This window comes from Paenibacillus sp. GM1FR (assembly GCF_002803315.1).
In the GTDB taxonomy this organism is placed as follows: Bacteria; Bacillota; Bacilli; order Paenibacillales; family Paenibacillaceae; genus Paenibacillus; species Paenibacillus amylolyticus.
Genome location: NZ_MKZL01000022.1, coordinates 371181 through 396327 on the forward strand (window position 1 = coordinate 371181; position 25147 = coordinate 396327).

General features: G+C 47.4%; 22 protein-coding genes. 12 read left to right on the plus strand and 10 right to left on the minus strand.

Annotation, left to right across the window (positions count from 1 at the left end):
- Positions 1-39: 39 nt before the first annotated feature.
- The 8 genes from PAEAM_RS17220 to PAEAM_RS17250 form a co-directional block, all read right to left on the minus strand.
- Positions 40-1632: a hypothetical protein gene (locus PAEAM_RS17220; protein WP_133120456.1), complete on the minus strand. Its 1593-nt coding sequence runs from the start codon at positions 1630-1632 to the stop codon at positions 40-42.
- Positions 1633-1804: 172 nt separating this feature from the next.
- Positions 1805-5029 (minus strand): efflux RND transporter permease subunit, encoded by a 3225-nt coding sequence (locus PAEAM_RS17225; RefSeq protein ID WP_100528382.1) that lies wholly within the window; start codon positions 5027-5029, stop codon positions 1805-1807.
- 33 nt (positions 5030-5062) lie between these two features.
- The gene (locus PAEAM_RS17230; RefSeq protein ID WP_165789952.1) at positions 5063-5992 is read right to left on the minus strand and encodes a TetR/AcrR family transcriptional regulator; all 930 of its coding nucleotides are present in this window, start codon (positions 5990-5992) and stop codon (positions 5063-5065) included.
- A 230-nt stretch (positions 5993-6222) separates the two neighbouring features.
- Complete coding sequence (locus tag PAEAM_RS32520; RefSeq protein ID WP_279303093.1) at positions 6223-6354, minus strand: hypothetical protein; 132 nt, start codon at positions 6352-6354, stop codon at positions 6223-6225.
- Between the two features lie 303 nt (positions 6355-6657).
- On the minus strand, positions 6658-6972 hold the full coding sequence (locus PAEAM_RS17235) for a DMT family transporter (RefSeq protein WP_017691901.1): 315 nt from the start codon (positions 6970-6972) through the stop codon (positions 6658-6660).
- A complete protein-coding gene (locus PAEAM_RS17240; protein WP_017691902.1) occupies positions 6972-7313 on the minus strand; it encodes a DMT family transporter in 342 nt (113 codons plus the stop codon). The genes PAEAM_RS17235 and PAEAM_RS17240 overlap by 1 nt, the downstream gene beginning before the upstream one ends.
- A complete protein-coding gene (locus PAEAM_RS17245) occupies positions 7310-7933 on the minus strand; it encodes a TetR/AcrR family transcriptional regulator (RefSeq protein ID WP_100528384.1) in 624 nt (207 codons plus the stop codon). Before PAEAM_RS17245 ends, PAEAM_RS17240 begins: the two co-directional genes overlap by 4 nt.
- Before the next feature lie 126 nt (positions 7934-8059).
- Positions 8060-9535, minus strand: a complete 1476-nt coding sequence (locus tag PAEAM_RS17250; protein ID WP_100528385.1) for a phospholipase D family protein — start codon at positions 9533-9535, stop codon at positions 8060-8062.
- Between the two features lie 267 nt (positions 9536-9802).
- Between PAEAM_RS17250 and PAEAM_RS17255 the strand changes: the two genes are divergently transcribed.
- The 9 genes from PAEAM_RS17255 to fni all read left to right on the plus strand — a co-directional run bounded on the left by PAEAM_RS17255 (position 9803) and on the right by fni (position 20417).
- Positions 9803-10747 carry a MerR family transcriptional regulator gene (locus tag PAEAM_RS17255; RefSeq protein WP_100528386.1) on the plus strand — a complete coding sequence of 315 codons (945 nt, stop codon included), beginning with the start codon at positions 9803-9805 and terminating at the stop codon, positions 10745-10747.
- A 264-nt stretch (positions 10748-11011) separates the two neighbouring features.
- A complete protein-coding gene (locus PAEAM_RS17260; RefSeq protein ID WP_100528387.1) occupies positions 11012-12562 on the plus strand; it encodes a phytoene desaturase family protein in 1551 nt (516 codons plus the stop codon).
- Complete coding sequence (locus PAEAM_RS17265; RefSeq protein ID WP_100528388.1) at positions 12559-14022, plus strand: phytoene desaturase family protein; 1464 nt, start codon at positions 12559-12561, stop codon at positions 14020-14022. Before PAEAM_RS17260 ends, PAEAM_RS17265 begins: the two co-directional genes overlap by 4 nt.
- A complete protein-coding gene (locus PAEAM_RS17270; RefSeq protein ID WP_076328724.1) occupies positions 14019-14891 on the plus strand; it encodes a phytoene/squalene synthase family protein in 873 nt (290 codons plus the stop codon). The genes PAEAM_RS17265 and PAEAM_RS17270 overlap by 4 nt, the downstream gene beginning before the upstream one ends.
- Complete coding sequence (locus PAEAM_RS17275) at positions 14891-15658, plus strand: carotenoid biosynthesis protein (protein ID WP_100528389.1); 768 nt, start codon at positions 14891-14893, stop codon at positions 15656-15658. The genes PAEAM_RS17270 and PAEAM_RS17275 overlap by 1 nt, the downstream gene beginning before the upstream one ends.
- Complete coding sequence (locus PAEAM_RS17280; protein ID WP_076328725.1) at positions 15627-16388, plus strand: lysophospholipid acyltransferase family protein; 762 nt, start codon at positions 15627-15629, stop codon at positions 16386-16388. The genes PAEAM_RS17275 and PAEAM_RS17280 overlap by 32 nt, the downstream gene beginning before the upstream one ends.
- Position 16389: 1 nt before the next feature.
- The gene (locus PAEAM_RS17285; protein ID WP_100528390.1) at positions 16390-17538 is read left to right on the plus strand and encodes a glycosyltransferase family 2 protein; all 1149 of its coding nucleotides are present in this window, start codon (positions 16390-16392) and stop codon (positions 17536-17538) included.
- Positions 17535-19016: a phytoene desaturase family protein gene (locus tag PAEAM_RS17290; protein ID WP_100528391.1), complete on the plus strand. Its 1482-nt coding sequence runs from the start codon at positions 17535-17537 to the stop codon at positions 19014-19016. The genes PAEAM_RS17285 and PAEAM_RS17290 overlap by 4 nt, the downstream gene beginning before the upstream one ends.
- Before the next feature lie 333 nt (positions 19017-19349).
- Positions 19350-20417: a type 2 isopentenyl-diphosphate Delta-isomerase gene (fni, locus tag PAEAM_RS17295; protein ID WP_100528392.1), complete on the plus strand. Its 1068-nt coding sequence runs from the start codon at positions 19350-19352 to the stop codon at positions 20415-20417.
- A gap of 149 nt (positions 20418-20566) precedes the next feature.
- Here fni and PAEAM_RS17300 read toward each other — a convergent pair whose 3' ends face one another.
- A complete protein-coding gene (locus tag PAEAM_RS17300; RefSeq protein WP_100528393.1) occupies positions 20567-21019 on the minus strand; it encodes a hypothetical protein in 453 nt (150 codons plus the stop codon).
- 59 nt (positions 21020-21078) lie between these two features.
- Entirely contained in the window at positions 21079-21513 is a 435-nt protein-coding gene (locus PAEAM_RS17305; protein ID WP_100528394.1) for a hypothetical protein, read from the minus strand.
- A 213-nt stretch (positions 21514-21726) separates the two neighbouring features.
- On the opposite strand from PAEAM_RS17305, the gene PAEAM_RS17310 reads away from it, so the two are divergent.
- The 3 genes from PAEAM_RS17310 to prfA all read left to right on the plus strand — a co-directional run bounded on the left by PAEAM_RS17310 (position 21727) and on the right by prfA (position 25123).
- Complete coding sequence (locus PAEAM_RS17310) at positions 21727-22197, plus strand: GNAT family N-acetyltransferase (protein WP_100528395.1); 471 nt, start codon at positions 21727-21729, stop codon at positions 22195-22197.
- A gap of 121 nt (positions 22198-22318) precedes the next feature.
- Entirely contained in the window at positions 22319-23419 is a 1101-nt protein-coding gene (ychF, locus tag PAEAM_RS17315) for a redox-regulated ATPase YchF (protein ID WP_017691917.1), read from the plus strand.
- Between the two features lie 636 nt (positions 23420-24055).
- A complete protein-coding gene (gene prfA, locus PAEAM_RS17320) occupies positions 24056-25123 on the plus strand; it encodes a peptide chain release factor 1 (RefSeq protein ID WP_076319226.1) in 1068 nt (355 codons plus the stop codon).
- Positions 25124-25147 lie beyond the last annotated feature (24 nt).

Below are 25147 nucleotides of genomic sequence, written 5' to 3' on the forward strand. Positions count from 1 at the left end.
CGATGCTTCATGCGAATCCGGAAGTACAAGTGAATGTAGTTATTCTGTTTGAACGGTAGAACTTGAGTCGTTAAATTCGAATCCGTGTGCACCGGCATCTGTAAATTTAAAACCGAGCTTTCGAAGATCTCCGGTAGACATATATAAATTACCAAATGATTTTGGAAGATCCTTTTTGAATAGAGTCACAGCGTTATTGTCTTTTGTTAAATTGACATGCGTAGCATCTGTTGTTAGGGTTACCCCGGTTTGTTCGGCAAATGCTTTAATCGGAAAGTACGTTTTTCCTTTTAGCGAGAAGGGTCCCTGCCCTTTAAAAACAAGATATTTGCCATTGTAGATAAAAGGTACAGGATCGTTAAGTGAATTTAATTGTTCATAGCTGAAATTGTCCCAGTAATTCTCTGGATGACTATAGGACTTATAAAACATGAAGGTCTGATCATCTGCAGGTATGGCATAATCACTTGTTACTGAATAGAAGACAGGTGGAAATGTGTTTGGCATACCAGTGCTATAATTAATCATCATTAAATCATCGGAGAACCATACTACGTCGCGACTTCCCAACCCATAATGAGGTTTGATTTCACGTACCAATTTGGGTTCGCCGGATAAGTCATATAGATACATTCTTAATTGCTGGAGCTTTCCCTTTTCCACGATTTCCTGAGAGAGCAACATGTATTTTTGATTCGGTGACATAAAGGTCATCAGATATCCTTTGCCTTTGAACAGGATCTTTTTCTTTTTTCCCTTAGTGTAGCTGAGAGTTATTGTGTTTTCAGAAAAAGGAGTGTATGTATGAGGCATGTATAGCTCCAATTGCTCTTTCTTAAAAGGAATGATTCTGCGTGTATATCCAATATTGGACTCCTCGGTAGAAGCCTGAATTGCCAGCTTCTTTAGTTGACCATCAATCAAGGTAAACATGGTTGGATTCTTTGAATCAGTACTACTAATAATGTGAGTTCCATAACTTGGATATTTTTTGAACCAGGGCATGAACCTCTCACCAACACCACTAAATCGGTCTGGATAACGTGTGGCTGTAGGAATGGGTTTGCTATCTGTAATGCGATACAAGTAGGATGCCGGATTGCGAATAGAATTACTTTCTAGCATATATGCGCCTGCTGAAGGATATACGAACACCGTAGCGTCAGTAGGTAGATCCACAACTTTTCTCAATGTCTCAGTTTTGAGATTAAACTCAAAGAGTACTCCACCGACACCATCCTCAGGATCGATAATTCCATAGGCCTTCAATCCGGCAGGTGTCATCGTAAGTTCGCCTTGCCCTCGATTCCTCCAATTCAGATCTATTGATGACTTCTTCATATTTTTGATTGGCGGCTGATTAAATGTAAACTTCTCATTCATTCGTTCACCCGTGTCAAAGCTGGTCGTACTCATTTTTACTGTCACAACCATTTGACCATTCTGTACATCTCCACTAAATGTAGCCCGAAACCGTAAATGTTCCTTGGATGAGACCTGGGGAAGTTCCTTTTCTTCAATGGGTAATGCGAGTGCTGTGCCTGGAATACCGACAACTGTGATAGAAATAAGAAAGATAACAAGTAAACAACAGGTGTAAAGACTTGTTCTGGACCTAAATAACATATACAACTATGCCCTCCTATAGTTTATTAAAATTAGAGCTCTCATTCAAAAAAAAAGCCCCTTAGCTTTATATCGGAATTTATAACCATTCCAATATGCGCTAAGGGGCGAGAAGCTAATATTATAGTCTACATTTAAGTTGTACTCGAACCGTTACATGAGTACAATCAACGACTTCTTAATCTTCGATTCTTTTCTTTTTAAATTTCATCAGGAACTCATACACAATCGGTACGATAACCAGCGTGAGCAGCGTGGAGCTGATCAGACCACCGATTACGGTAATTCCTAATCCTTTCGAGATGATACCCGCACTCTCTTCGAGACCCGTTACCAGCGGCAACAGGGCACCAATGGTCGCGAGAGCGGTCATCAGGATTGGACGCAGACGAGTTGCACCGGCTTCCAGCAAGGCTTCACGGGTAGGCATACCCTCTTTTTCCTTGTGAATAACACGGTCGATCAACACGATAGCGTTGGTGACCACGATACCGATGAGCATCAGTCCACCCATCATGGCGGAGACGTCGAGCGTACCACCAGCGATGAACAGACCTACCATAATACCAATGACCGTAAATGGCAGGGAGAACAGGATTGCGAATGGTGCCAATCCGCCGCCGAATGTAACAACGAGCACGAAGTATACAATGGCGATGGCCGCCAGCATGGCGAGACCCAGTTGAGTAAAGGTATCATTAATCTGTTCGGTTGTACCGCCGAACTTCACTTCAACGCCATCAGGCAGATCCAGCTTGTCGATCTCAGCCTGTAGATTACTCGAAGCTTTCGTTACATCCGAAGCCAGGATGTTGGCTGTGACTTGTACAACAACTTTACCATCAATTTGCATGATGGAGTTCGGGGATGTACCTTCTTCCACTTTGGCAACATCTTTGATTGGTACCTCGATGCCAAGCGGTGAAGTGACGGTTTCATCCTCAATCTCTTTAATGCTGCTGAATGATTTGTTGTCTGTCTCTACATATACTTTGTACGTTTTGTTATCAATATCGACTTCCGTAAGCACAGGACGTTCCCGTGCCGGGCTCAGCGTCATCGCCAGTTGGCCTGCAGTCAGGCCCAGGGAACTTAATTTCTCCTGATCCGCCACGAGCGTATACTGCCCGTAGGTGTCAGCGAGTGTAGTGTCTGCTTTTTCAAAATTATCCTTATCCGCTTCAACCAGTTTCAGAATTTCATCCGATACAGGTTTGAGTTGCTCTACATTATCGCCATAGATGGAGAGACTCAGGCCGCTACCACCCAGACCGCCGGACATGTCGAGCTCATTCCAGGTACCTACGGTAACTTCTTTCTTCAGACCTTCTACAAGCTGTTCCTTCACTTTGGTAAAGTCTTTCGTATCTTCGTTATATTCAATATAGAATAGAGCCGAGTTGGATCCACCGCCACCCATGCTGCTCAGTGGGTTCGTGCCGCCGATGGAATATTGCATTTTCTCCAGACCCGGTTGTTCCAGCAACCACTTCTCGGCAACAAGTGCTTCTTTTTCGACATCTTCACGCAAAGCTCCGGTTTGTGGGCTGTACGTAATAGTCACGTATTTATCCTGTTGTTCTGGCAAGAAGCTTGCACCGATGAACGGGTACAGGAACAAACTGCCGACCAGCAAGATCACTGCAATACTGACGGTGATGAGTTTGTGTGACAGGGTCCAGTTCAGCAAGCGTTTGTAACCTTCCGCCATTTTGCCTGGTTTTTCTTCGTGATTCTGTTTGTTCTTCAACCCTCCACGGAACAGGGTGTGCGCAAGCATCGGCACAATGGTAATGGCAACGATCAGGGATGCCAGCAAAGCGAATACCATGGTCAGTGCAAATGGTGTGAATAACTCACCGACCATTCCGCTTACCAATGCCAGTGGCAGGAATACCGCAATTGTTACGATCGTGGAAGAAAGGATAGGAACAAACATCTCCCGCGTTGCTTCACGAACCAGTTCACGGCCCTTCAGTTTCTCACCTTTGAGTGTTAATCTGCGGTAGATGTTCTCGATAACAACGATGGAGTCATCGACAACCCGTCCGATGGCAACCGTCATCGCACCCAGCGTCATCATGTTCAAAGTAATATCCATCATATTGAGCGCAGTCAATGCCATGAGCAAGGAGAGCGGGATCGAGATAATGGAGATAATGGTTGAACGAATATTACGCAGGAAGAGCAGGATGATCAGGATGGCGAACAAGGCACCAAAAACGGCTTTGCCCAACATCGTGTTCACCGAGTCCTGAATCGGTTTACCTTGGTCAAGAAGGACAGTCAAATCAGCATTTTTGAACTGCGATTGCAACTCTTCCGCTTTATCTTTGACTGCGTTAACGACATCAACCGTGTTGGCATCGTTGGATTTTACAATGGAAATACCAATCGATTCCTTGCCGTCTGTCCGGGAAATGGATTCCGCTTGACCGATGACTTCGATCTTGGCAATTTCACTTAATTTTACTGTCGGGATACCAGCTGCGTTGGCAGCACCTGAAGGGCTACCTACACCGGCATTACCACCAGCGGCTTGGTCCGTTCCTTGTGAAGCACCTGGAGCGGTACCTTGACCAGCTTCACCAGTTGGTGCTCCAGAGCCTTGTGGGGCTACGTTTGAACCATTGCCTGTGGAAGCACCGGCACCGCCGGGTACAACTGGAATGGCAAGGTTTTTCAGATCATCGATGTCGATGATGTTACCATCTACAACAACGGCTTTCTGGGATTTATCCAGTTCAAACAGTCCAAGGGGCACACGAATGGATGAACCTTGAACGATGCCGTTTACCGTATCTTCCGTTAGGCCCAGCTCGGCCATTTTGGCTTGGTCAAACTTCAATTGAACTTCTTTCACATATTGACCGGACACCTGAACCTGAGCTACACCGTCAATGTCTTCGAGTGCAGGCTGAATATCCGATTCAACCAGTCGTGTCAATTGTTCCAGGTCACCGCCGTCCTTGTCGGACAGGCTCAGAGATACAACCGGGAAAGAGTTAATGCTGAACTTGGAAATGGTCGGCTTCTGCACACTGTCAGGCAGTTGAACTTCATTCAGTGCCTCACGAACGGTTGCAGTTGCGTTGGTCAGATCTGTTCCATAATCAAATTCGAGTGTGATCGATGCTGCGTTCTCCATGGAAGTGGAGGTCACCGTCTTCACGCCATCTACATTGCGTAGTTTTACTTCCAGCGGCTTCGTGACATCCTCAACAATTCCCTCCGGTGCAGCCCCCGGATCAATGGCAGTGACATTCAGAAACGGTACGTTGATGTTCGGAATTGTCTCTTGTTTCATCGTCAATCCGCTGTACAAACCTGCGAAAGAGATGATAATCGTCAGAATCCAAATCGCAAACTTGTTGTTCAGTGAAAAATTAATAATACCTTTCATACGATGGTTTCTTCTCCTCTCTGTTTCTCCTGTTTATGTGTGTGACGAGTCAGCTTGGATGAACCGGCTATACATGGCATCCAGAATATGCTGAAGCTCGGAGTGCAAAGATTGAATGGCAGTTACGTTCTCCAGATTGTGCATCATGCCCAGAATAATGGCACGCCGCGGTGTGAATTCCATCATCTCCTGCCGGAGAATGGCAATGGTCTCAAGTACATCATTCTTTGGTTGCCCAGCAGGCAATTCGGAGGCAGCAATATCCTGCATTTGCTTGATAATATGAATAGGATGCCGCATCACCGTGGAATCCGGATGGGGTTCGGTAATCCATGCAGGCCAGTCCTCCAAAGGAATCAAAGGCAAAGGTCGCTGCTTAAGGAATCCGTGCGCTGCATAATCCATCATTTGCAGTAAATTTGTTGCCATTTTGGTAACAGTAAGGGACGGCATCTCTGTAAACCAGATCTTGACGTAGGAAAGGAATAGCCCCTGTGTCAGCAAAATAAGGTCAATCGTATAAGGTTCAATCTCCGATCCGTACTGCTCCTCCAGCTTATCCTTAAACCAATGTAAGGTACGGACTTCCAGATCTCTTTGCAGCGGATGGCATTGTTCCTTGCGTTGCTGTTCATCATCCATCATCATGCTGCGCATCTGTACTCGCAAAAATTCCTTGAGCTCGGCAACATGGATCAACAGTGTCTCAATTTGCTTGTGAAGACGTTCACGCGAGGTAAGGCTGGTTTCATGCTCAATCTGTGTCATCTCGTCCATGAGCGTGTACATGCAGTACTCCAGAGTACTGGCTTCTAATTCCTCTTTGGATTTGAACATGATGTAGAGGCTACCTTTGGACATCCCGCATAATTCTGCAATCTCTTGCATGGAGGTTGCGGCACTGCCTTTGGCCGAGAATAGCTTGAGTGCTGTAGTAATGATGAGTTTTTTCTTCTCATTCATCTCATGTATAGGGTTCATTAACGATACTTTCACCTCATCAGGGAACTTGTGAGTTCTTGAATTGACTTTAAGGTCAAAACAAGTATAAACGATCTGGTTAAAGGAATTCAAATGGGAGTAAATTGGAAAATGTATATGGGGAAAAGTGGCTGATCAAAGGGAAGGAGAGACGGCAAGTAACAAGGTGAGCTTGTATGTACGATAGGGATAAGGTATCAAGAACGTTTAAGTTAGTTTCCTCCAGTGAAGGCGTATAAGGCAAGCATAATAATAGCGACTAGAGCGATGAGATAGAAAATGGCCATGGCGATCAGAAGGGTATACCCGGTAAAAGAGCCCATGCGTGCCAATAATTTTCTCATGATTACGACATCCTTTCTTACGTGGCAAAGTATAAAGAGGTTCCCTATTTATATCATTCCCCAAAAAAGACGACTTTCTGATCGAAGTCGTCTAATTTATATTACAAGATTTAATAGATATCATATATGGAAGCTAAGAATTACACGATAACGGAGGTTGCAGAACCGACTTGAAGAAACGAAGTGTTCGCCTTTATCACCAGATTTATCCCTCTTCAAAGGGAATCAAAGAAATCTGGGGATAACAGCGATCGGAAAGTGGGACTGCAATCGGAGATATAAGAGTGTAATTCAGTTGTTCCGTTACGTGATGAGCTTCAGCCCAACGGCTGCCACCAAAATCATCGCGATAAACAGGATACGCTTCGCTTCTTTCCGTTCACCGAACAGGAACATGCCTGTTAACGTACTGCCGACCGTCCCGATCCCGGTCCACACGGCATACGCTGTGCCCATCGGAATAGACGTCATGGCGTAGGACAACAACGAGAAGCTGAACACAAACGACACCAGCATAAGTACGATGTATGGCCATCCTTTCTTGGTGGAAGCACCATTAATACCGATTACGCCGAAAATTTCACATATCCCTGCACCTACAATTGCCATCCAAGCCATTATACTGCACCTCCTTTGGCTTCTTGCTGATCCGTAACCAGCTTCAGTCCGATTACGCCGCAGAGCAGCAGCCCGATGAGCAATACTTTTGCCAAGCGGAACGGCTCACCGAACAGTACCATTTCCGTCAGGACGGTACCCGCCGTACCAATTCCCGTAAAGACGGCATACACCGTACCCACAGGCAGCCTTTTGGAAGCGGCAATGATCAGTCCAAAGCTGATCACGATGGCAATCCCCGTTAAAGTCCACTCCCAGGCATTCGAGGCATGTTTCAGCCCGCTTACCCAGACAATCTCAATAATTCCACCGATAAATACATATAACCAGTTGCGGTTCATGTTGTTAAATCTCCTTTCGGCACAACGCTTTGTGCCTCTCCGTTCAAATGATGAATGCCATGCCAAAATACAGGCCAGGCTGCTTCCAACCGTCTCTTGTATCGACGGGAACTTCCATAGATAATTTCTACGGTAATACCGTCGAGAAACGTCATGAATGCAATGGCAGCCTGTTCCGCGGGAATGGCCGGAATATCTCCATTACGCATTGCCCTTTGCAGCAGACGAGTCAGTGCACGTTCCATACCATCGATAAACGGATACACTTGATCCATCACTTCGCCATACAGAGAAAGGGGGGGGTAAAAACAATTACGCAACATCAAACGAGCCGAAGCATGGGCATTGTATTCTTGTTCGAACCAGATCAACAAGCCTTTCAGCCTCTGCTCCAATGGCAGATCCGCATGATCACGGAAATATTCCAGTGTGTGCCGTGTTACCTCGTGAAATGCAAAGTCCAGTGTGTGTAAAAACAAGTCATCCTTGCAGCTGAAATGCGCATATATGGACGGTTTTTTAATCCCGACTTCATCAGCAATAGCTCTTAGAGAAGCTCCCTCATAGCCATCTCTGGCAAAATGGAACAGGGCTGCATCCCGAATGGATTGTGCAGTCATTCAATCACCTTCCTAACGGTCGTTAGGTAATTATATTTCCACACTTTACATCACCTGTCAAGATGAAAATATCCGCCTGCACAGTAGAGTACAGGCGGATATAACAGGTATGGATGTGGTTTCTGATCAAAAGGTCGTAAGACCCAGAATCAGTTGCAGCTTATATAGGATACCTTTCAAAAACGTAGTCTTCTCCTGGAACTCATCCAGGTCTAACGTGAACTCGGCATCATTATTATTCCAGATACGCTCAAAATAATTCGAGATATCAAGTGTGAACTTATTGTCTGGAGGTGCAGCAACCCATAGATCATTCTCCAGATTGTAGTCATTCATGTTTCGGGGGGTGAAATTGGTTGAACCCCCTAGGACAATATGATCTCCGGTTGCTTTGGCAAGATAGATCATCTTGGTATGGTATTGCTCCTTGGTGGTGTTATACCAGCGGATCTGTATTTTACCGTCGGATTTATCATGCAATTCAGCAGCGACAGGACGGTTCGGAATACCGATCTTTTCCTGACCAAAGGCATTTTCATTTGGATCTAGTACAAGCCGGATCTCGCTTCCTCGTTTTGCGGCTTCCAGCAGGGCTTCTAATACTTTCGGAGAGGCCACATAGAACATGCCCATCCATAAGGTGTCACCTTTGCCAGCCTGATTGATCTCATGGAGTACAGCGTCATTCACTTTGCCTTCAGTTAAATAGCGTATTCGCAAATCTCCCGTGTTTGAATTCGAGGAAGGAGCTGTGTAGGCAGGAACCTTACCTCCGCCTGAGATGTCGAGAACAGCTTGCTCTGACTGAAGAATATCGCCAATGATTGGACCTGTTACTTCAAATGCAATATTCGAGTGGTAGGCACTCGCATCATGAATATTGCCAGAAGAGACAATTGCCGTCTTCTCACTAACAACAACTTTGCGATGATTGGCCTTCACATTGAGCAGCTTGAGATAGGAACGCACAGTGACATCCGGACCATCCGTGGCCATCAGGTTTTTGATCCAGCCATCTCCGGATTGGCCAAACCATTGGAAGAAGGTACGCCAGACCGCAGAGTATACTGGAGTTGAATCACGCAAAGGGTCCACATCCGTGATGACCACATGAATGCCTGCTTGTTTCATTTGTTCCAGCAACGGATTGGGTGCTGAGTTATAGTTGGTATTTACTTCATCTGTAATGAACCAGATGTCCATATCAGGATGCTGATTTTTTTTGGTGACCAGCGCTTCGGTGAATTCAGTACTCACGGGAGGAAAGTTCTGTCCCTTATGTTGATAATTATTGAACAAGAACATATCCACCAGGACAAACTGCTCTGCTTCCTCGACAATCTGCATCATGCGCTGGAATATCTGTTGTTCATGCTGCATCTGTCCGTCGGAGGAAGGATAAGTGAGGTCATGCAGGAACTCGATTTGATCCACACGATACTCCGGACTTTCGTAGGAAATGCCCGCTGGTAATGGTTTGTAGGTCTGATAGAGCATGACGGCGATGAGCCATAGGACCAATAGGACAAGTCCTGTTCGTATGTATGGAAATTTGCCGCGTGAAGACTTGCGGTCTGATGTATGGCGGCGTAATGAGGCCAACGGTGGACTCCCCCTTCTGTACTTGCTGACTTCTATTACCACACGGATGATAACGTTGACGCAGGAGAACCCGCTAGCATAACGACTGTAGCGTTAAAATGCATATGGCAAAATTGGCAGTATGCAATCGACAGGTGTCTGAGCGTTGTGTATAATGAGTGTATTATTTTTGTAGAATGTTAGGGTTTTCATATGCCTGACAAGGACGGGGAACCAATGATATAACCTTTGAAATCTGGACATTTAGGAAAGAAAGTGGGTAATAAGGTGTATTCCATCAAACAAGTCGCTGCCATGCTCGGTATCCCGACGGTGACGCTCCGGGCTTGGGAGAATCGGTATAGTGCGGTCACCCCTGAGCGGACGGAATCGGGTTATCGAATGTATACCGAAGAGAATGTTGCGGATCTGCGCTGGTTGAAAGAACAGGTTGAGCTACATCAGACCAATATTTCGGAAGCGGTACGGATGTTGAAAGTAAACAAATTAAATCCGCCCGAGGCTGTGCCCACGCCGATCATGGCTCCGGTGCCTACGATGGAAGAAGCCTACGCACGCATGGCTGATCAGATCTATGACTCGCTCTACAACTTTCAGGGTGAACGTGCCAATGGTTTGATTGATTTTGGGTTCACCATGTATGGGTATGACTCGATGTTCTATCATGTGTTGGTGCCCATTCTGGTCCGGGTTGGAGATGCCTGGGAGCAAGGCAGGGCTTCGGTGGCTCAGGAACACTTCATGACACAGCTGATATCACAGCGGTTTTATCAGTTTTTCCATCTGTTCCCGATCTATCCGCATCTGCCCAAAGTTCTGGCGTTGTGTCCGGAAGGGGAGCACCATCAGGTTGGGTTGCTGCTGTTCTCTCTCTTTATGCGCAAAAATGGAGCGGAAGTACTGTATCTCGGTGCGAACACGCCAGAAGAAGGCATCTTCCCGATTATTCGGGAGCAAAAGATCAAGTTGGTCTGCCTGTCGATCACAAGTCCAGGGCTTCTTGAACGGTGTGATCAGCTCGTCGAGCGGATTATGAACGAGTTCCCACATATTCGCTTTGTACTTGGAGGTAAAGGCTATGAGCGTGCAGAGCATGCGCGTTATCCGCAATGGATTATGCCGGAGAGTTCTGCGGACTGGCAGTCGTGGATGGAGCGTGAATATCTCTCCGAGCGATCACCTGGTGCACGGTTCGGACAAGCCAATAATTAAACATAATCTCAAATGATATGAATAGGTTAGTGTATAAAGGACATCCTTTGACGAAAGTGATCAAAGGGTGTTTTTTGTGTTTATAAATGGATTACCAGGTATTTTGACCGACGGGTCATTTTTTGGTTTACAAGCTCGTATAATATTTGTATTATATTTGTATAATGTTTTTACTAGTTACCGCTTAAAGTGTTCTTGGGCGGTTTAATAATAGGTTAGGGGCTAGAGAACTATAGGAATTCCCTACATAGAAAGGTGAGTGGCATGATACCGAATCAACAACGCAAACGTGCAGCTGTCATTGGTGCAGGTCCGGGTGGACTTGCAGCAGCGATGTTATTGTCCGGTCAGGGGTACGAGGTAGATGTGTATGAGAAACAGCCAGTCATCGGGGGGCGTTCTGCCAGATTGGAACTGGGTGAATATCGATTCGACCGGGGTGCTACATTTTTGATGATGCCTCAGCTGATTGAAGAGATGTTCGACGTGGTGGGGCGTAAGTTATCCGATTATGTGCATATGAAAGAGCTAACCCCACTGTACGCACTGAACTTTGGTGATAAGGTGTTCACGCCTTCTCGTAATCGGGAAGACACAGCTGCGCAGATTAAGGAATTGTTTCCGGGCAATGAAGACAATTACCTTCGGTTCATGCAAGAAGAAGAAGTGAAGTTTGGCAAAGTCATGCCTCTGCTCCGTCGTCCTTTTGGCAAGTTGACTGACTATCTACGCAAGGATGCGGTAACAGCTCTACCTAAGCTTGATGTCCACAATACAGTCTATGGAATCTTGTCCCGCTATTTTACAGACGAGCGTCTGCGCTGGGCATTTACATTTCAATCCAAATACCTTGGCATGTCTGCCTGGGATTGTCCGGGCACCTTTACCATACTATCGTTTATTGAGCATCACTACGGATTGTTCCACCCCATTGGCGGCGTGAATCGGATCTTCCAAGCCATGGCCGATGTCGTGGAAGAACACGGAGGACGCATACATACTTCCACTCCGGTGAAACAGGTCATCGTTCGCAATGGTCGTGCAGAAGGTGTGTTGCTTGAGAACGGTGAACGCATCGAAGCAGACCATGTGGTGGTGAACGCCGACTTTGCACATGCGGTTAACCATCTGTTCGAACCAGGCGTGCTTAAGAAATATACCCCGGAGAAAATGAAACGCAAAAAGTATTCCTGCTCTACAGCAATGCTGTATCTGGGCGTGGATGGTGAGGTGGACCTGCCGCATCACTCGATCTATTTTCCCGAGGACTACCGGTTAAACGTTGATGAGATCACAAAGCATAAAATGTTATCAGCCGATCCATCTCTATATATTCATAACCCTTCCAGACTTGATTCGACGCTGGCACCGGAAGGGAAATCTGCTTTGTATGTTCTTATGCCTACGCCTAACCTTACCGCAGACATTGATTGGGAGGCAGAACGGGAGAATGTGCAGGAGGCCATGATGAAACGAATGGAAGGAATTCCTGAGCTGGCAGACATACGCAGCCGTATTGAAGAATGTATGCTGTTCACTCCACTTGATTGGGAGACTGAACTAGATGTGTATCGCGGAGCAACGTTTAATATGGCACATAACCTGGGTCAGATGATGTATCTGCGTCCCCATAACCAGTTTGAAGAGTTGAAAAGTGTATGGCTGGTAGGCGGCGGAACACATCCGGGCAGCGGGTTGCCCACGATTTTCGAATCGGCACGGATCAGTGTCAGACTGATTCAGGAAGAGGACGCACGCACACGTTCCAAGCCATCCTCTTATGTGAAGACGGCAGAAGCCAGAGGGCATTCATGAAGCGGGCCGCTATTGTAGGCGCAGGGATTGGCGGACTCACTTCGGCACTGTTATTGAACCGTCAAGGCTGGGATGTCACCGTGTATGAACGGGGTTCCCGCGTTGGCGGACGCATTGGATATGAGCAGGAAGGCGAGTATCGGATCGATCAGGGGCCAACGATCGTACTGCTGCCGGAGATGTTACTTGGCATCATAGAGGAAGCAGGCGTAGATCGTTCGAAGATTGAGTTACTTCGCTGTGATCCGTTATACAGAGTCCACTACCACAGTGGTCGTGTCATGACCAAGATGACCTCACGTGAAGAGCAGACGGCGGAGATTGAGCGTTTGTTCCCGGGAGAGAGCCGGGGATTCACACGATTCATGAAAGATATGGACACGTTGTTTCCGGCAGGCAGGGCAGCGTTTCTGGAAAGGGCTTTTCCGCGCAAAAGGGATTTCTTCACCCCTTCGCTCATGTCCCTCATGGGCAGATTGCGTGCACACAAAAGTGTCCGGAAAGCGGTAGGCGATTATTTTGAGCATGAGGAACTGCTCGATGCATACTCACTGCAAAGTTTATACATTGGTGGATCACCGTTTGGGACGCCAGGTATCTATTCCCTTTTACCTTACGCAGAGCATGAATATGGCATCTGGATGGTCAAAGGTGGATATGCAGCATTGCCGGCCATGCTGGAACAGGAACTGATATCACGTGGTGGACGTGTCGTGCTGAATTCGGAAGTGACCGGACTCAAGATTAAAAATGGTGTGTGTGAAGGTATAGAAACGGCAGCAGGCGCAGAAAATGTGGATGCAGTTATCTACAATGGTGATTTCCCCCATCTATCAGGTTTGCTTGGACAATCACCAGAGGTAGCACGTAAAAGAAAACCGTATCGTCCCTCTTCCGGATGTGTATTGCTCTATGTGGGCGTGGACAAAACCTGGGAAGATGCAACGACGCACCAGTTCTTCCTGCCACCGAGTCTTGAAGGCAGTTTGCAGGAAGTGTTCAATCAGCGACGCATTCCGGCAAAGTCCTCATTTTACGTTTTTAATCCGGTCGCATTGGATGAAACTGCAGCGCCTCAAGGACAGAGTGTATTATATTTCCTCATTCCCGTACCAGATGCCGAAGGTGTCGACTGGGATCAGGAGAGTGAAGCATTGGCAGAACGGGTACTGGAAGAAGCGGAGCAGCGTGGATTCCCGGGACTTCGTGCAGCGATCAAGTGGAAAAAGGTACGTACACCCGCTGACGCAGAGCGAGACGGGCTCTATGGGGGCGGAAGCTTTGGTATAGCACCTGTATTATTCCAGTCCGGTGTATACCGACCGCAACCCAAACCATTCCCTAATATAAAGGGATTATATGCCGCAGGAGCATCTGTACATCCAGGTGGCGGAGTGCCGATTGTAATGCAGAGTGCACGGATGGCCGTCAATCAACTCATGAAGGAGATGGGAACATGAATGAAGCGATTTTGAGCAGGTGTGAAGAGTTGATGCAAAAGGGTTCTTCCTCTTTTTATCAGGCCTTTAGAGGGCTGCCTAGTCCACGTCGGGAAGCGGTATATGTCATTTATGCCTTCTGCCGCATGATTGATGACAGTGTAGACGAGCCGGAACATTCGCCCTATACAATTCACGAGATCCATGATTTGTTTGATCAGTTGGATGACGCGGAAGGACACTTTATCTGGCCAGCACTGAGATGGTTATTCAGCAGTTTCCCTCATCTGGATAAGGGGCCATTTTTCCGTCAGATGGAAGGGCAGCTCACAGATCTTAAAGTAACGCATTATACAACGATGCAGGAACTGGAGCATTATTGTTATCTGGTAGCCGGAACCGTAGGCGAGATGTTGTTGCCTGTATTGCGGGATGATAATGGAGCGGAAGTAGCCATGAACGGGATTGCTTTGGGTAAAGGAATGCAGATCGTTAATATTATTCGGGATGTTGGTGAAGATCGGGCCAGAGTGCGCCGGTATGTTCCGCTGGAGATCATGGAGAAGCATGGTTACACCGAGCAGGACTTTGAAGACGGGGTTGTGGACGAACGTTTTATTGCCATTGTTCATGAATTAAAAGCTGCAGCATTGAACTGGTTCCGTATTGGCATGGATCGTCTGGATACGTACCCAACGGAAAGTGCATTTTCCATCGAGCTGGCAGCAGCCTTTTACTCCACCATTCTACACGCCGTTGAACGCAACGACTATGACGTATATACCAAGCGGGCATATGTTAGCGACGAATTGAAACTGGAGATGCTGGGTGCGATTGTGAAACGTTACCCGATGCTGGCCTATCAAGCCTCCCGAACGGCGGTATCCTGATGATCCAGTGGCTTTACTGGGCGTGGTATGTCATTGGAGCAACCTTGATGCTAACGATCGGTGTGCCTGACGTATTATCTTTTTCGAATGGTTTATTTCTAATCTTCTACGCATTGTATGTGCTGGATCTGATCTATCAAGGGCGTAATCGGACAGGCCTGTCCGACCAGTCAGTCATCTGGCTGAAACCCGGACTCTGGATATCCTCTGTGATTATCTGGCTTGGAGGTATGGGCGTAGAGTGGGTAGGCGTTCATACGCATTGGCCCTTTGGTGAGTATGCTTACTCAGACTTCTTCGGGATTCATCTGTTCAGTGTGCCAGTTACGCTGGGTTTCGCCTGGATCGCAGTGGTGGGTAACTCGGCGCTGTTAAGTGGCGGTGGTTCAACGTGGACTGGCAGACTGCTTCGAGCAGTGAAGACCGGGTTCTGGGCGATTGTTCTTGATCTGGTGCTCGACCCTGTTGCGCATGCAAGAGGATTCTGGGAGTGGCAAGCCGCAGGTGGATTCTACGGTGTTCCGTGGACCAATTACATAAGCTGGTTTATGATGGGTGCATTCTTATCTCTTTTCCTTCCGGCCATGCCTAATGACCGTAGCTCATTGCTGCGTGCAAAATGGTTGTATCAGCTGTTTATTCTTCTGTTCGGCCTGCTTGCTCTAAAGGAAGGGATTACAGGCAGTTTTATCATCGCCATTGCTGGTGTGCTTCTTGCCGAAGGGAGCTGGCTCTATGATTCGCGCCGTAAAATCAAAACCGTTTAATCGTATTTTTGCCTTATACAATCACTATTATCTGCTACGTCGGCGCTTCCGCTCCTTCACGCTCACAGGGTCACTGGATCCACAGGTGGACATCAGGGACAACTCCCCGATTGAACCGACTCGTCCGGTGATCTATTTCATGAATCACAGCTCCTGGTGGGATGGTCTGCTGCTCTATCATGCGGCCAGGCAGACATCGAGGGGTGATCATTATGTGATGATGGAGGAGCAACAGCTTCAGCAATATGCTTTTTTTCGTAAATTGGGTGCGTATTCGATCAATAAGGAGAGTGCGTCCGGTATTCGGACCTCTCTACAGTACACCAGTGAATTATTGGATTCAGGTAAAAGGGTCTGGATTTTTCCCCAAGGAGAAATATTGCATCAGGAGGCCAGACCGATTCAGTTCCGTCCAGGCATCGGATTGTTGCTTCGTCGTTCTCCGAATGCCATCGCCGTACCGGTAACCTTGTGTCATGGGATGGTCCAGCATGATTTACCGGAAATATCGATGCAGGCGGGCCCAGCTGTGATGGAAGACTGGAAGGCGTTGAAGAGTGAAGAGATTGCCGCCAGACTCGGCCATGTGCTGGAACAGCAGTTAGACGATCATAGATCAGAGCTTATACGGATGGGGCAGGGAAGTTTGCCAGATGCGATTCCACTGATTCGTCATGTACGTTCGACAAGTGAAAAATACGATGCGGCACGAAAGCGGGTGAACCGTTAGCATGAATGCATCTGAAATCTTCTGGATTGTGCTTACCTGCATATTGGGCATACAGTTGATGTTCGCTCTATGGAACGTCTCCTGTCTGCCCAAAGTGCGTTCATTCCGAGCAGACTCAATACAACCACCAGACCTGCTGGTCTCGGTGCTGATTCCAGCCAGAAATGAAAGACTACATATCGAAGGATGTCTGGAAAGTGTGCTCGCGAGCGATACGTCAGGATTCCGGATGGAAGTATTGGTGCTGGATGATCGCTCCGAAGATGAGACAGCGGCCATGGTACAAGCGATTGCGGATCGTGATACGCGTGTGCGTTTGCTGCATGGCGTTGATCTTCCCGAAGGCTGGATGGGGAAATCCCATGCGTGTCACAGGCTGGTTCAGGAGGCCAAGGGAGAATGGTATATGTTCGTGGATGCGGATGTGCGTCTGGAGCCAAGTGCCATTCGGCAGACTCTTGCGGCAGGGTGTGAGCAGAGCGGGGGTCTGGTAACCGGTTTTCCTTATCAAGTAACGAAGACGTGGATGGAAAAGCTTGTTGTACCCATGATGGTCTTCACCATCATCAGTCATCTGCCCATTTTTATGATACGCAGATCATCCAGTCCGATGTTTGTGGCCGCTACGGGGGCTTTTTTGCTGATTCATCGCTCCAGTTACGAGGCTTCCGGTGGTCATGCTGCCATTCAGGCGCATCTGGTGGATGACATGAGTCTCGCCAAAGCGGTTAAGCGTGCAGGTCATCCGGTAATGCTGACAGACGTGCATGACGTAACGAATACCCGCATGTATCAGAACGGTGCAGAAGTATGGAACGGATATAAGAAAAACATGTACGAAGGTATGGGGCGCAAAGACGTGCTGCTGCTTGGCACGATGTTAATGTATACGCTAATGTATATTGTGCCTCCGCTGGGCTTGATTATTGGACTCATGACGGGTAGTTCGGTGTCCATTCTGTATGGATTGTTAGGAACATTATTAGGTATGGCTGTGAAAAGAGTAGCGGATCATGCTGGCGGACAACCCTGGTGGCTTGCCCTTCTGCAACCGGTCAGCATGGCCTGTGTCATTGCCATCGGATTCGCTTCCTGGCAGGCAGGCCGCTCCGGCAAGGGGTATGTATGGAAAGGTAGGCGGTACAGTTGAGAGGTAACGTCATTATAATCGGTGCAGGATTTGGAGGTCTGTCGTGTGCAATACGACTGGCTTCACAAGGTGTGCAGGTGACCATTCTGGAACGGCAGCAACACGTAGGTGGCAAGCTACAGCATTTTGAGCGGGACGGGTATCATTTTGACCGGGGACCGAGCACAATCACGATGCCATCGACCTTTCGTTCAGTCTTCGACCATGCGGGTGTAGCAATGGAAGATTACGTACAGTTATATGAGCTAGAGCCGCGCACGCGTAATGTATTTGCAGATGGCACAGTGGTAGATTTGTCAGGCAATCGCGGGTGGATGAAGGAGCAGATCGCAGCGTACAGTCCGGAGGATGCGGCTCGTTATGATGCATTTATGGATGAGTCTGCTGCACTGTATGCGGAAGCCAATCGTCATTTTCTGGGTAAGTTGCTGCTGTCTCCTTTTGACAAATACAATCTCCAAATGCTGCGCAGCCTGCTCCGCGTGCGGCCAACGGTGAAGCTGGATAAGTTGCTGCACTCGTATTTCCGACATCCGCATACGCTGGCTATGTTCGGACGGTACGCGACCTATGTGGGATCATCGCCGTATCAATCGCCTTCCATTTTTGCCATGATGGGGCATGTGGAAGCAGAAGTCGGCATCTACGGGGTCAAAGGTGGAACCTATCAACTGATCGAAGGAATGACCCGGCTGGCTCGGGAAAAAGGTGTACAGATCATTACCGGCACAGAGGTCCGGCAGATTGTTGTTCGGAATGGTAAAGTGGCAGGTGTAGACACGGATCAAGGCTTCCGCGAAGCAGATCAAGTGGTTGCGAATGGAGATGTGCTTAGCGTAAATCGACTGCTGCTCGCACCGGAACATCGGAAAGAAATGAGCGATGCCCGCATACGGAAGTATGAGCCCTCCATTTCAGGATTTGTGACGCTGGCAGGTGTGAGAAGACAATATGATGCACTGCTGCACCATACGGTCTTTTTCCCGGAACGGTATGAACCGGAGTTCGACCATATTTTCCGTGACCGTAAAATGCCCGCCGATCCCACGATCTACATCTGTTACTCCGGTTATTCGGAAGAAGGCATGGCTCCGGCGGGAGCCAGTAATCTGTTCATTCTGGTCAATGCCCCCTATTTGTCGGATTCATGGAATTGGGAGCAGCAGACGGAACGTTACGGAGCGTTTGTACTGGAACAATTGGCGGCGCGGGGAATTACCGGGTTGAATGAATCCGATGTGCTGATCCGGTACACACCGCGAGATATCGAACGGGATACCTTGGCGCATCAAGGGTCGATCTACGGCATCTCGTCCAATTCGGTAAAACAGACCTTCATGCGACCGGGCAACCGAAGCAAAGATGTACAAGGACTCTGGTACGTAGGCGGAACAACGCATCCTGGAGGCGGAACCCCCATAGTGACGTTGTCCGGACAGCTTGTTGGTGAGCAATTGGCATCGGAAATCTTGAGATAGTTCGTTGTGCAGGATGATGGAGTGAAATGTGTTCTGTTGATCCATGTGCGTGTGCATCGTCCGTGCTAACCAGCTTTGAAGGTGCGACAGATGATCCGTGCTTTTGAGTAGGCATAAAATAGTGGTGCTCCGGGATTTAAGTGAGACATTTGGTGTCGGGGCATCCTTTCAATAGATGGTTTGGAACGTTATACTGGATAGAGTTAAACTGCTGAGCTGCAATGCTTATAGGATTAATGTTTTTGTCTTTTGCAAAAGACGTATATACATAGAAGCTAGGAACAGGCAGGTTATCCTGTCGATCCGCACGATTCTCACATAGGAGGTCTCATCATGAATGAACAAGAGCGAGCCGGCGAGCGGCTGCTTCCCGAAGTGGCTACGGGAGAACGGAAGCTGGAGCACGTGCGCCTCTGTCTTGAGGAGAATGTGGCAGGAGAAGGGGTAACCAGCGGTATGGAGCGGTTTGCGTTTCGCCATCACCCACTGCCGGAACTGGATTTTGAAGAGGTGCATCTGGAGACTTCGTTTATTGGCAAAAAAGTACGTACACCCTTGCTCATCAGTTCGATGACGGGTGGAAGCAAAACAACAGGCGCCATCAATGAGCGCCTCGCGCGAGTAGCGAACGCCAGAGGCTGGACGCTCGGTGTAGGTTCGATCCGGGCTGCCGTGGAACAGCCGGAACTCGCGAGTACCTTCGATGTGCGGCGCTGGGCACCGGACATCCCGGTCATTGCCAACCTGGGTGCGGTGCAGCTGAACTATGGTTTCACAACAGCTGACTTCCAGCGCGCCGTAGATATTGCGGGTGCGGACATGCTCGTCCTTCACCTGAACACGTTGCAGGAAGTTTTCCAGCCGGAAGGTAACACCAACTTCAGCGGATTATTTCAGCGGATTGAAAACTTGTGTCGTGAGCTAGACGTGCCTGTTGGCGTGAAAGAAGTAGGTTTTGGCATCGATGGTGTGACGGCTCAACGCCTATATGAAGCGGGTGTCGCGTTCATTGATGTAGCCGGAGCAGGGGGCACAAGCTGGGTGCAGGTAGAGAAGTACCGTAACAATAACCCGGTACGCCGGGCAGCAGCTGAAGCTTTTGCCGACTGGGGCATTCCCACAGCGGAGTGTATTCAGGAAGTACGAGCGTTGAACCCTACTGGTGCCCTGATCGGCAGCGGTGGACTTTACACTGGTGTGGATGCGGCCAAAGCCCTCGCGCTCGGTGCGGATCTGGCTGGTTTTGGTCGATCTCTTCTCGAATCCGCAGTAGCTTCCGATGATGCTCTGAATGAGCGGTTGGAACAGGTTGAATTTGAACTGCGTACCGTCATGTTTGGCATCGGGGCTGGGCGGATCGAGGATTTGAAGCAGACGACACGTTTGGTGGAACGGCGTTAGGCCGGGGTTATAATGAAGATGATATAAACTTCATTGGAGTTATTTAATTATATATTTTGAGTCTACTCATATTGCTTCCTATATAATCTGAAACAAAAATAGTGTAGAGGTTACTTCATTAAGAAGTATCCTCTACACTATTTATAATATTAAAATTGGCGGGCACTGATATTCATATCCACTTTATGACCTGTTGAACTATAGATATAAACTTTGACGTTTGTTGTGCCTATGACACCTATTCTTGTTGTTTTTTGAGTCCCTTTTTTGATTGGAATATCAATTGGGGAAAGATTGCCCACAGTAAGTTTGGCATAAATAGTATCCGTACTATTGTTCTGAATCCAAACATCGGCATCTTCTCCATTGTCAGAATCCAATGTGAAGGATTTTTCGTATGCACTGTAACTGCTGTAATTGAATGGTCTGATAAGCTGTACATCCATTGGATTAATAATCGGATCCTCAGTGTTCTCCATAGTGATCGGAGAAGTAGTAAGAGCATCTTGCACTCTATCCTCTAAATCAACAGCACTAGCTGGATGTGCAGAAAGTAATATGGACAAAGCTACGCCTGCACCTAAAATTACGTTGAATATCAATCTAATTTCCTCCTCTATGCTAGTGGTATGTAAAAATGTTTTAATAATTCACAAAAATATCACATACATTCCTCTTTCACGGTGACATTCTCATTGGTTACAGTAACGTACGAATTGCCGGACAAGTATTCCGTATAACCGCAAACCGTTTTGTTATAGGTTTTTCCGCGACTGTCCGTGAACGCCAAGGAGACGACCCCCTCCCCGGAAAGTTTCAGTTGCGGGGCGAATTTCACGTTTGCTCCGCTGGGAATATCCTTATTGAATACGTAGGTGGAGCCACTCTCATTGTTGTTTAACGAGTTGTCGCCTTGGACTAGGCTAGCCTGAATATTGGTGAGGTCATAGTCGGACTGATTGTGGATCGTGATTCTTAAGTGGCGAAAGGGATCCATTGCATTCAGAAAGCTCATAAAAGCGACTATGGCGATTCCGAGTATGATAGCGGATAAGATAATCATTTTCTTTTTGGAGAATCGGCGACGTGTGTTCAATAAGATCCACTCCTTTCCTATGAGGTATAAACGATGGGATGAGATCAAAAGTTTTGATTAAAATGGATAAATATGAAAATTGAAAACCGAATCGTCAGAATAACTTTATGCGCTAAGCGGAAGAACAGGATACAATAAGATACTAGTAGTGCAAAAAGGACTGCACAGAGATGATACATAATTAAGATCACTCGAAATAAGGAGGTAAACAACATGGAACTTTCTCCAATGAATCAGGAAGATTATGCGAGTTTTCGCATTCGATCGATTAAGGATTTTGCACAGGAAAAAGTAGAAGCGGGCACCTGGGCTGAGGAAGAGGCACAGCAACTGGCGGAGGAATCTTATGAACGTTATCTGCCAGAAGGCTTGAACACACCCGGAGCGTATCTCTACAATCTGGTGCATCCTGTGGACGGCAATGTAGGGTATATCTGGTTTAATATCACGGATAATCGTCGCGGGAAAGATGCTTTTTTGCTGGATATTGTGGTTGAAGAAGCGCACCGTGGTAAGGGATACGGAACAGAGACGATGCAGGCGCTTGAACAGACGGCCTTGAGTCTTGGCGTGGATCGCATTGGTTTGCATGTCTTTGGACATAATGTGCGGGCGAGCAGCCTATATCGCAAGATGGGATATGAGGTAACGGACCTGACGATGTACAAGGAAATCAAAGGGTAAACCAATAGCGGATGGGACTCTGGTCGAATTGGCAAAGTTCCTTGATGCCTTGAGGTTTGTCATATATAATGTATAGGATTATCCATACCGAACAAGTAATCAATGAGGAGTTGTCATATACATGGCTTTGAAAGCAGGAATTGTAGGGCTTCCGAACGTCGGAAAATCTACGTTGTTTAACGCAATTACACAAGCAGGTGCCGAATCGGCAAACTATCCGTTCTGTACAATTGACCCTAACGTGGGGATTGTTGAAGTACCCGATGAGCGTTTGGACAAACTGACAGAACTCGTTGTACCTAAGAAAACAGTACCAACGGCGTTTGAGTTTGTAGATATCGCGGGTCTTGTTCGCGGGGCGAGCAAAGGCGAAGGTCTTGGTAACAAGTTCCTTGCCCACATTCGTGAAGTAGATGCAATTGTACACGTGGTACGTTGCTTTGTAGATGAGAACATTACACACGTCGATGGTAAAATTGACCCGGTGAGCGACATCCAGACGATCAATCTGGAGCTGATCCTGGCCGATATCGAGAGTGTTGAGAAGAAAATCGATCGCTCCAAGAAAAACATGAAGGGCGGCAACAAGACTGCCTCTCAAGAAGTAGAAGTATTGGAGAGAGTGAAGGCTGTTCTGTACGATGACAAGCCGGCACGCAGCATGGAACTTACGGATGATGAGCTTCTGATCGTGCGCGATCTGCACTTGCTTACCCTGAAGCCTGTTCTGTACGCAGCAAATGTAGCTGAGGACGAAATCGGCGACGTGGCGAACAATGCTTACGTGCAAAAAGTAAGAGAATTCGCAGCTGCTGAAAACGCAGAAGTGGTGCCAATCAGTGCGAAGGTTGAAGAAGAGATCTCTGAGCTGGAAGGCGAAGATAAACAAATGTTCCTGGAAGAACTCGGTATCGAGGATTCCGGTCTGAACCTGTTGATCAAAGCGGCTTACAAATTGCTCGGTCTGTACACATACTTCACAGCAGGTGTACAGGAAGTTCGTGCGTGGACAATTCGTAAAGGAACAAAAGCGCCTGGCGCAGCGGGTGTCATTCACACCGACTTCGAACGTGGATTCATCCGTGCAGAAGTTGTTTCCTACGACGATCTGGTTGCAGCGGGTTCCATGAACGGTGCCAAAGAGCGTGGACAACTTCGTCTTGAAGGTAAAGAATACGTTGTAAATGACGGCGACGTTATGCACTTCCGTTTCAACGTATAAGTTGTTACTCGTTTATATTTAGATTCAATAACATGACCCTGCGACCTTCTCGTGAAGTTCGTGGGGTCTTTGACTTAGAGTTTTGCAGTGCGGAACAAGAAAAACCACCGGGATTAGGTTAGTCGCCTTGCAATCCGGTGGTTTTTCATTCGTTTGATTGAAATTCGCCGTGGTCGCCCACCGGCCTTTGTTAGAGAAGTCACGATGTTAGCGCATCGTGGCTTTTGTTTATTTTACATTTCGGAACAACATCGAACAACAATTTCATTTTGTATTTCGCAGCACTAAAAATTAGTTCATCCGCTGCGGAACAGTTACTATTCAGAACCATAAGAATATGCTATAATTAAGAGTCGTATACCACGTTAAGATTCGCGCTTGGACAGATGAGCTTAAGCGAGTTTCATACAGGGTACGCGATTTCTTGATTTCACTTTAAAAGTAAAGGATTTGATGACGTTGTAGCGATGTTATACGTCGATCATACAGGAATGTGAATACATGCTGCGGTCAGGGGATTCGGTGAGAATCCTGTGCGTTGTGGAATATAGATTATAGATGTTATGAATAATGAAACCGAAATAATTATTAAAAACGATATTTGCATGGACAAAATAATGTGTGAGGTGACTATACATGTTGGATAAATTACAGGCGTTAGCCGACCGTTATGACAAGTTGAGTGAGCTTTTGTGTGACCCGGATGTGGCAAGTGACAACAAAAAGTTGCGGGAATATTCCAAAGAACAATCTGATCTGCAACCGACTTATGAAGCGTACAATGAGTACAAACAGGTAAGTGAGGATCTGGATGCCGCCAAGGAAATGCAGGGCGAAAAACTGGACGATGAGATGCGCGAAATGGTCAAAATGGAAATTGACGAACTAAGCACTCGCCAGAAGGAACTGGACGAATTGATTCGTGTACTCATGTTGCCAAAAGATCCGAATGACGACAAAAACGTTATTGTTGAGATTCGCGGAGCAGCTGGTGGAGATGAGGCAGCGTTGTTTGCAGCAGATCTGTATCGGATGTACACACGTTATGCAGATGCACAAGGCTGGCGTGTAGAGCTGATGGACGTTAACACAAATGATCTCGGTGGGTTCAAAGAGGTTGTTTTCCTGATCAACGGACGCGGCGCTTATAGCAAAATGAAATACGAAAGCGGCGCACACCGTGTGCAGCGTATTCCAACAACTGAGTCAGGCGGACGTATTCATACGTCAACTTCAACGGTTGCGGTTATGCCTGAAGCCGAAGATTTCGATATCGAAATTCATGATAAAGACATCCGTGTTGATACGTTCTGTTCCAGTGGTGCAGGTGGACAATCGGTTAATACCACGAAATCCGCAGTACGGGTAACGCACGTTCCAACGGGAATCGTGGCGACATGTCAGGATGGAAAATCACAGAACTCCAACAAGGAAAAAGCGTTGCAGGTTCTGCGTACACGTATCTTCGATATGAAACGTATGGAAGAGGAAGCAAAGATCTCTGTTGAGCGGAAGAGCAAAGTGGGAACGGGCGACCGCAGTGAGCGTATTCGTACGTACAACTTCCCGCAAAGCCGTGTGACGGATCACCGTATCGGCCTGACGATGCACAAGCTGGATCAGATCATGAACGGGGAGATTGAAGATATCTTGTCTGCACTGACGATTGCTCAGCAGACCGAGTTGATGGATAGAGGAGAATAATCTGTGACCCGCGCGCAGTTTGTC